General features: G+C 40.5%; 10 protein-coding genes. 4 read left to right on the plus strand and 6 right to left on the minus strand.

All coding sequences use genetic code 11. The annotated features are described in order from the left end of the window. Nucleotides 1-120: 120 nt before the first annotated feature. Nucleotides 121-378, plus strand: a complete 258-nt coding sequence (locus CQA63_RS09570; protein ID WP_147288775.1) for a hypothetical protein — start codon at nt 121-123, stop codon at nt 376-378. 35 nt (nt 379-413) lie between these two features. Further along, nucleotides 414-656 carry a hypothetical protein gene (locus CQA63_RS09575; RefSeq protein WP_147288776.1) on the plus strand — a complete coding sequence of 81 codons (243 nt, stop codon included), beginning with the start codon at nt 414-416 and terminating at the stop codon, nt 654-656. Here CQA63_RS09575 and rsfS read toward each other — a convergent pair. From rsfS to nikR, 3 genes are read right to left on the minus strand one after another with little or no spacing between them, the layout of a single operon-like run. Then, entirely contained in the window at nt 604-966 is a 363-nt protein-coding gene (rsfS, locus tag CQA63_RS08905) for a ribosome silencing factor (protein WP_104700767.1), read from the minus strand. The two genes, CQA63_RS09575 and rsfS, sit on opposite strands and share 53 nt — an antisense overlap. A 30-nt stretch (nt 967-996) precedes the next feature. Then, on the minus strand, nt 997-1665 hold the full coding sequence (locus tag CQA63_RS08910; RefSeq protein WP_104700766.1) for a nicotinate-nicotinamide nucleotide adenylyltransferase: 669 nt from the start codon (nt 1663-1665) through the stop codon (nt 997-999). After that, nucleotides 1665-2096: a nickel-responsive transcriptional regulator NikR gene (gene nikR, locus CQA63_RS08915; protein WP_104700765.1), complete on the minus strand. Its 432-nt coding sequence runs from the start codon at nt 2094-2096 to the stop codon at nt 1665-1667. Before nikR ends, CQA63_RS08910 begins: the two co-directional genes overlap by 1 nt. A gap of 475 nt (nt 2097-2571) precedes the next feature. Here nikR and CQA63_RS08920 point away from each other — a divergent pair, with 475 nt between their 5' ends. Next, on the plus strand, nt 2572-3222 hold the full coding sequence (locus CQA63_RS08920; RefSeq protein ID WP_104700764.1) for an outer membrane beta-barrel protein: 651 nt from the start codon (nt 2572-2574) through the stop codon (nt 3220-3222). On the opposite strand, the gene CQA63_RS08925 is transcribed toward CQA63_RS08920, so the two are convergent. The 3 genes from CQA63_RS08925 to mnmG all read right to left on the minus strand — a co-directional run bounded on the left by CQA63_RS08925 (nt 3219) and on the right by mnmG (nt 7026). Continuing rightward, nucleotides 3219-4388, minus strand: coding sequence for a glutathionylspermidine synthase family protein (locus CQA63_RS08925; RefSeq protein WP_104700763.1), 1170 nt, complete (start codon nt 4386-4388; stop codon nt 3219-3221). The two genes, CQA63_RS08920 and CQA63_RS08925, sit on opposite strands and share 4 nt — an antisense overlap. A gap of 66 nt (nt 4389-4454) precedes the next feature. Further along, a complete protein-coding gene (locus CQA63_RS08930; RefSeq protein WP_104700762.1) occupies nt 4455-5078 on the minus strand; it encodes a UPF0323 family lipoprotein in 624 nt (207 codons plus the stop codon). A gap of 49 nt (nt 5079-5127) precedes the next feature. Further along, complete coding sequence (mnmG, locus tag CQA63_RS08935) at nt 5128-7026, minus strand: tRNA uridine-5-carboxymethylaminomethyl(34) synthesis enzyme MnmG (protein WP_104700761.1); 1899 nt, start codon at nt 7024-7026, stop codon at nt 5128-5130. A 122-nt stretch (nt 7027-7148) separates the two neighbouring features. On the opposite strand from mnmG, the gene CQA63_RS08940 reads away from it, so the two are divergent. Further along, nucleotides 7149-7838 (plus strand): Crp/Fnr family transcriptional regulator, encoded by a 690-nt coding sequence (locus CQA63_RS08940; RefSeq protein WP_104700760.1) that lies wholly within the window; start codon nt 7149-7151, stop codon nt 7836-7838. Nucleotides 7839-8104 lie beyond the last annotated feature (266 nt).

Here is an 8104-nt window from a genome sequence, read left to right on the forward strand (position 1 = left end):
CAATGAGAGAGAATCCCAAAAGCTAAGCGCACTGAGGGATTATCTTTTACCACTTTTATTCAATAATCAAGTGGAAGTGTGCTAATGATTTATAGGTTTATAGGTTTGCGTTAGTGGATTTTGTCATCTTTAGAGCGTAGCGAAGTATTGCTATGGGCGACTAGTGATTCGGGTAGAGATTCTTCGGGCATTCGCCCTCAACATGACAAACTTTGCGCCCTTATAGGGAATAGGCTTAACATTTTGCAAAGGAAATTACTTTGTCATTCCAAGCATTGCAAAGAAACTTCGCCCGAATTACCAGCGAGTCCGTTATTTTGTCATTCTGAACCCCTGCAAGGGGTGAAGAATCTCTCTCATCTGCTAGAGACTCCTTAACAGAATCACCAGCGAATCTGCCATTTTGTCATGTCTTGGGAGCACAAAGTGCAACCGAAGAATCTCTATACGAGTCACTAGTCGCCAACAGAGATTCTTCGGTCGCTACGCTTCCTCAGAATGACAACGGGATAGAATCTGCTAGAAATCCAAGTAGCAATTCTCTGCCTCCACTTTGTGTTCCCCTAAGAGCCAAACTTTTTAGCTTTACACGTAGTTATCGCCCTAAAGATGGTGATTTTGCTTCTCTAAAGTATGCAAAAACTCTGAGAGATTAAACTTTTTGCGGTGATTTGGTGTGAAAATATGGATCATAATATCCCCTAAATCGGCAATCACCCAGTCTTCACTCTCCTCCTCTGTCGCATAAAAAACTTCCCCCCTTTTTTTCAGCTCACTTTTGAGATGATCAAGCAAGGCAAAGGCATGTTTGCCCACCATTGCGCTTACAATCACCACACTCTCTACGATATAATCCCTCCCCCTTAGATCAAAAATTTCAATATCCTCCCCCTTTTTTTCTAGCAAAAGCTCCTCGATATAACCAAGACGTTTGAGAAGGCTTGGGGCATTTTGTGTATCTTGCATTACTTATCCTTTAATCAATGAAAATATGTATTATAAAAAATGTCTCTTAATAAGGGTATGAATGCTTTTTGGGATCATTGCTAATGCCTCATCTATGCGCCCATTTGCAAGCAAAAGGCGGATTGTGGTTGAAGAGAGAGTATTATAGGCACAAAGGCTAATAGAATCTAGCACTTGAGGCTTGCATTGAAGCGTGATATTAGAAGGTGTTTCGCGTTCAATAAGTACAAATTTCAGCATTTCACACAAGGCTTGTGGCTTATGCCACCTATCCAAAGTAGCAAAGCTATCACTCCCTAACACAAAGGCAAATTGCACACAAGGATAGAGGCTTTTAAAATGCTCCTGCAACGCACTTATGCTCTCTATGGTAAAAACAGGGCGATTTTGGGCTATTTCATAATCACTCAATGCAACCCTTGGCAAGCAAGGTTCTTGAGAATACGCAGGGGGGATTTTAGGAGGGTAGGCTCTATTATATTGCCTACAAAGCACCTTGCACATCTCCAAGCGCTCACTTGGGCTAAAAAGCGGCGGGGCTTTAAGGGGGTTTGCATAAGTTGGCATAATGATAATATGCCAATAGCGCTCATCTTCACACAAAGTGCGGATAATCTCACTATGTGCGTAATGTGGCGGGTCAAAGCTCCCACCATAAATTGCCACAAATGCAGAGGGGGTATTATGTGTTAGCGACATTACTCAAAACGGCTAGCACGCGTGAGTTTTGAAAACTTCACACCCCTTAGCCCGCCTATCTCAATGCTAAGATTCTCTATATTGCTTCCTTTACCGCGTAAAATAATCGTTTCAAGGCAGTTGTTGTGGTCTAAATGCACATGGGTATTGCAGAGAATCTCCACATTGCCATTATGGGTATTGGTATGCTGAATATCAATCATTTTTTGATTGAGTTCGCGCTGATGATGATCATAAATAATTGTCAAAACTGCCACACCTTGCGTATCTTCAGCACCACTACTCCACACTTCTTCATTAAGCTTCTCACGTATCATATCTCGCACGAGTTCTGAACGCGAGGAATATCCCTTATACGTCAAACGCTCATCGAGGGTATTAAGAAGATTCTCAGGAAGAGAAACGCTAAAGCGAATAATATTTGGCTTCACTACGGGCTCCTTTAAAGTTTGCTTTAAGCATTGTAGCTTAAAAACACCACAATTTTACTTGCAAAACTTCATCGTCTGCTTTCTATTATGTAAATCGCGCCCTTAGAATCTGATAGCCATATCTTAGCATGAGTGCGGCTTGTGGCTTGTGCTATTGTCATATCTTTATCCCTTATCAGGGGTAGAGAATTGCTATCCTAAACTCTAAGTGATAGCAAAGTTTGTCGCTTCTTGCGGGGCTTTATGCCTGAAGAATTGCTTTTGGCTTGAGTAGTTTCTTATAGAGACTCCCACAGCAATTCTTCACCCTAAAGGGTAAAACATAACAATAATTCTAACCCACAAGACAAAACTCCCTCACAAGGGAAATGAGTTTGTCAAATCACTAGTAATTTATGCAGAGATTCACTCTAGCTTAGGTATTTATTGCGTTTTTTTGATTAGAATCTTGCATAGCTTGATTAAAAGGGGATAAATGAATAGGCTACAATTTCTGTATGTACTTATCTTTGCCTTAGCGGGGGTTATGCATGCAGAGGAGAGAAATAGAGGGTTTTTTGCCGGTGTGCAGTTTGGAGCGGGGAGCATCACTTTTGACACATCAGCTAATATAGCAACTTCAACTTCTCAAACACCCTCAAGCAATAACTATTCAGATATGAGCATAGGGCTTGTAGCAGGCTATAAACATACTCTTAAATCAAATATCGCGCTTCGCTACTATGGGCAGCTAAATTACATTACAGGCATTAATAATTTTGATGATTTCACAGATACCAATATCGGGCTAAATACTGATGTGATATATCGTTTCACTACCCTAGATGTAGAAGAGTTAGGTGCTATAGAAATTGGGGGATTCTTAGGATTAGGCTTAGAATCTACCAACTATAAGGGTACATTCCCCCAAAATACCCAAAGCGGGTATAAGATTGACACAACAGGCTTTGATGTGGTCGTTCATCTTGGGGCAATGGGTGTGGTGAATAAAAGGCATGGCTTTGAGCTCTTTTTGCGTTTGCCTTTTGTCGCCCATACGCTCTTAAATGGAAATGCAAATGATTATGTCTTAATGAAAGCCAAAGAAAAGTATAACTTCAATTTCCGCTATGTATTTTATTTCTAGCTAATGCAGTGGCTCACAAATTTTGAATAATTGTCAATAATCTTCCCACCCTTGCGGAATCCCAAGCCACAAGATTCATAAGCAAAGAACACATTAGGTTGATAAAATGCCCCATTATGGGAATTTAGCTCATAAAAGGCTTGATATACATTTTTGTGATTGTTATATATGCCATCTTTAGATTCTATGATTGCTCCATTTCCCTCTAAGATACTCACATTTGCGCCCTCTCGCCCAAAGGCAGGCTTGCTTACTTGCTTATATGGGAGCGGTGAAAAGCTTGCTTCAAGCAAAAGTGGGTGATTAGGGAAGAGGTCCCAAAGGATTTTAAGCATTCTTTTACTCTGAAAGAGCAGTGTATAGGCAGGATTAAGAAAAATTGTGTTGTGATTTTGCATCATCTCGCTTATCAAAAGTGCTAATTCTGGCTCATCAATGGCGATATTCTCCCAAGGAATAAGCTTGAAAAGGAATTCATAATTTATGCCATTATGGCTTAAGCCTTCACTTGGGGAGAAATGCACTTCATCAATAGGCGCAAAGCCGCATTCAAAGCCAGATTCTTTAGCGATATATTCTAAGAATCGTGTTGTCGTAATATCCTCATGTGAGCTAGGGATACAAGAAAAGAGTATTTTCCAACCCTCATAGAGCTCCTCAAAATTTGAAATATCTTCATCCAAGGTAATAAGCCGCTTAAAATTATCACTTAAAGCATTATGGATATTATTAAACTGCGCACTTTGGTCTAGCTTATTGTATTTAAGCAACGCCCATTGCATAAGCGCGCTTTCATAAAGCATAGTGGGCGTATCGGCGTTAAACTCAAGCAATTTGATAGGCTTCCCATCAAGCCCCCCTGCTAAATCAAATCTCCCATATAAATGCCAATGTATATCCTCCTCCCAGCTTTGCTTAATCGCCCCAATAAGGCTTGGAGGTATATCAAGCTCGAAAAATAAGTCATTTTCTATCACATATTCTCCTGCCTCTACAAACATATCATAAAGCGTATTGCCCGCTTCATAAAATGCCTCTGCCTCTGCTTGACTAATATGTATAAGTTCATCACTTAAATATGAGCTCTCATCTCTATCTGTATGCCATGTAAGCCCCATAGATTCTAAAGCCCCTTTATCGGGGAGTGAAAGGGTTGAAATTCTCATATTAACCTCCTAAGATACTAAGCTATAGCAGCTTGCATAAACATTTAGAATCCGCACAGATTTGCTTTAGCCTCCTACACTTCCTGTTTTAGGTGCGCTTGTCATAGGCTTAGAGGCATTGGTGCTATTATTGCCAAAGAAGCCACTTTTGCCTGTGTTTGTCTTCGCACTAGATGGAGTGCTTGATTTATTACTAAAGCTATTTTTACTTCTCTCATAAGCCTGTGGGGATTTGTAATTGCGTTGTGAATTTGCCTGATAGTTTGGATTATTAAAGAGTTTATTGCCAATATAACTTCCTAAAATCGCCCCCGCAGCACTTGCTAAAATTGCTCCACCAAGCCCCAATCCCCCACCATTTGGGTTTGTAAGCGCACTTTGCCCAGAATCTATAGCTCCCTCTTCTTGCTTAATGAGTGCATCAATTTCTTCAGAGCTTAGCATTCTCTCCTGCCCATATTTGTCTTTTAGCATAACGCGTGTTTGCTCACTTGGATATTCCTCAAGTACTTTATATGTGCCATCATCTTGCTCTTCTATCACTACAAATGCACCATTTTTTTGGCTATTTTGGAGGGTGCTATTGAGGTCATTTGTATTATTTTGCTCACAAGCATTCAAAGCAAAAACCGCCATTACGCCAAGTCCCCCTACCATTGCATAATCTCTCACCCTATGGATATACCGCATATACGCTCCTTTGTGTAAGTATGTGTAAAGTCAAATGTTTTTGATTGTATCAAACTTTTGCTACTTTTTTATGATGCAAGTGGATATAGAGATGTAATACATCAAGGCTTGCAGGCGTTATCCCGCTAATTTCACTTGCCTCAAAGAGACTTTTTGGTGTGAAAGTTTTAAGCTTTTCTATCACTTCAAGGCTTAGCCCCGGTATAGTATCAAAGCAAAAGTCTCGTGGTATCTCTACTTGCAGCATTTGCTCCATTTGCTCGATTTGAATCTTTTGCTTTTGGATATAGTCAAAATATTTAGATTCTATAAAAATCTGCTTTAAGGCATACTCACTTAGGTCTTTAGCATTTGGGACATTGCAGAATGTCAAAAACTCGCGCATAGTAGCAGTGCTTAACTCCTCTCGCCCCACAATATGCACAAGCCAAGTCTTATCACTAATACTCATAAGCCCTAAACGCGCAAGCTGGCTTAGATTCTCCGCATTTGGGGTTAAGGAGTGGCTTTGAAGATATGCTAAAGTCTGGCTAATATGCAGCTTATCACGCATAATTTGCTCATAATGCGCCTTAGGGATTAGCCCAAAATGATAGGCATATTCCCCTAAGCGCAGCATAGCATTATCCTCGCGTAAAAGCAGGCGATACTCCGCCCTTGAAGTAAAGACCCTATAAGGCTCTTTTGTCCCTTTGGTTACTAGATCATCAATCATTACCCCAATGTAGCTTTCACTCCTAAGCGGGCAGAATTGCTCTCCTTTGAGTGAGAGAGTGGCATTAATGCCGGCGATAATCCCCTGTGCGGCGGCTTCTTCATAGCCTGTTGTGCCATTAATCTGCCCTGCCAAAAAGAGATTAGCGCATTTTTTCACTTCAAGGCTATGATAGAGCTCTGTTGGCTCTACATAGTCATATTCAATAGCATAGCCATAGCGCGTGATATGGGCATTTTCAAGCCCTTTAATACTATGTATCACTGCCTCTTGCACATCAATAGGCAAAGAAGTGGAGAGCCCATTAATGTAATATTCTACCGCCTCTTTGGTTTGAGGCTCTAAGAAAAGCTGATGGCGACTTTTATCAGCAAAGCGATTAATCTTATCCTCTATGCTTGGGCAATACCTTGGACCAACGCCTTCAATTTGCCCCGTAAAGAGCGGTGCGCGGTGAAAATTAGCACGGATAATCTCATGTGTATGCTCATTAGTGTAGGTCACATAGCAGGGGAGCTGTGTGGGAGCAAAATGCGTGGTTTTATAGCTAAAGTGCGGGGGTGGTGAATCGCCATTATGGGTCTCTAGGCTTTCAAAATTAATGCTACGTGCATCAATTCTTGGGCATGTGCCTGTCTTTAAACGCCCGATTTTTAAGCCCATTTTATGCAAGCAATCGCTCAAAGCCTCTGCGCTCATTTCACCAAAGCGTCCATTACTTAGCTTTGTCTCTCCAATATGCACTAAGCCCTTAAGGAAAGTTCCGGTGGTTAAGATAATACGTTTTGCAAAATATGTTTTATTGATATTGGTTTGCACGCCTTTTGCTACAAATCTGCCTTGATTGTCTTTATCATAAATGAGGCTTTGCACACTCTCTTGTGAGAGGGTGAGATTAGGGGTATTGAGTGCGATTTCTTTAGCGATAATGCTATATCTATCCATATCAATTTGTGCTCTTGTGCCCCTCACGGCTGGACCTTTTGAAGAATTGAGGGTTTTAAATTGTATGCCGCATTTGTCTGTAATCTCTCCCATAACGCCCCCTAGCGCGTCTATCTCTTTGACTAAATGCCCCTTGCCTAGCCCTCCTACAGCGGGGTTGCAGCTTGCAAGGGCGATATTTTGGATTAAAAGCGTGATGAGATGTGTTTTTGCACCCATTTTTGCGCTTGCAATCGCTGCTTCTAAGCCTGCATGACCCCCTCCGATGACTAAGACATCATATTCCATATTCTTCCTTTGCTTTATAGAAATATTACTGATTTGAAGTGATAAAAAAGCGTATTTTATTATTGTTTGGTTATTTTTTTGCTACCATTACTTAAACAAACAAAGCATATAAGGGATAGGATATGAAGCAAAAAGCCTTGTGCTCTATTGGAGCGTTTGCACGCCTAAGTGAGAAAAGTTTGCAATCCCTAGAAGCGATCACAAAGCTTCGTTATATTGAAAAAAATGCCATTTTATATTATGAGGGAGAGCAAGTAAGAGATGTGTATTTGCTCGCGCGGGGGAAAGTGGAGATTTATAAAATAGATAGAAATGGCAATGAATTGTTTTTATACTACATAGATGGAAGTTTAGATAGGGGTTTAAATGCGAGTTTGAAAACTCCTAGATTAATTAATACCTTTGGGAGTTTTGCTACGTATGAGGCTTATAGCAGTGTGAGGGGGGTTTGCCCCAGTGAGATTGTGTCTTTTGATATTGAAAGCTTAGGGCGGCTTGTGGGCTCAAATATTGAGATCGCTCATGCGTTTTTGACTGAATGTATGCAAACTAATGTCATTTTAAATGAGTTTATCAACCTTAAAGAAGTGTATGATAGTACTTCAAGGGTGGCATATTTTTTACAAACAAAGCTAGATTATTTTAACTATAGCCAAAGGCAGCTTATCGCCCGAGAGCTTAATATCAAGCTTGAGACTTTAAGTAGGATTTTGCAAAAAATGCAAATGCAGGGCTTGATAGCTAAAGATAGACACGGGGATATTTATATTAAAGATAGCGCGGCTTTGAGTGCATTATGCGGGAATGTGTGAGAGAGCATAGAAATTTTAGGTAATCATTGCATAGACTAAAGATATTTCCTAAAGATACTTCTATGTATTGGGCTTCATAAATAAATATGAGTTTGTCAGCTCTTAGGGGAGCGTGGAGTAGGGGGTGAAACATCTCTATCCGAGTCACTAGTCGCCCATAGCAATTCTCCAATTCTTAAGGACAGATAAAAATGCTCGCTATCAAGGAACTGCATTCTACTTCAAAGAGGGCTTTTGCTGGACAGATGTGTCTTATGATATAAAAT

The organism is Helicobacter marmotae (assembly GCF_003364255.1).
GTDB classification, from domain to species: Bacteria; Campylobacterota; Campylobacteria; order Campylobacterales; family Helicobacteraceae; genus Helicobacter_C; species Helicobacter_C marmotae.

Coding starts and splice junctions, on each gene's coding strand:
- rsfS (WP_104700767.1), bottom strand. CDS start 966: ATGCAAGATACACAAAATGCCCCAAGCCTTCTCAAACGTCTTGGTTAT.
- CQA63_RS08940 (WP_104700760.1), top strand. CDS start 7,149: ATGAAGCAAAAAGCCTTGTGCTCTATTGGAGCGTTTGCACGCCTAAGT.
- mnmG (WP_104700761.1), bottom strand. CDS start 7,026: ATGGAATATGATGTCTTAGTCATCGGAGGGGGTCATGCAGGCTTAGAA.
- CQA63_RS08920 (WP_104700764.1), top strand. CDS start 2,572: ATGAATAGGCTACAATTTCTGTATGTACTTATCTTTGCCTTAGCGGGG.
- CQA63_RS08910 (WP_104700766.1), bottom strand. CDS start 1,665: ATGTCGCTAACACATAATACCCCCTCTGCATTTGTGGCAATTTATGGT.
- CQA63_RS08930 (WP_104700762.1), bottom strand. CDS start 5,078: ATGCGGTATATCCATAGGGTGAGAGATTATGCAATGGTAGGGGGACTT.
- CQA63_RS08925 (WP_104700763.1), bottom strand. CDS start 4,388: ATGAGAATTTCAACCCTTTCACTCCCCGATAAAGGGGCTTTAGAATCT.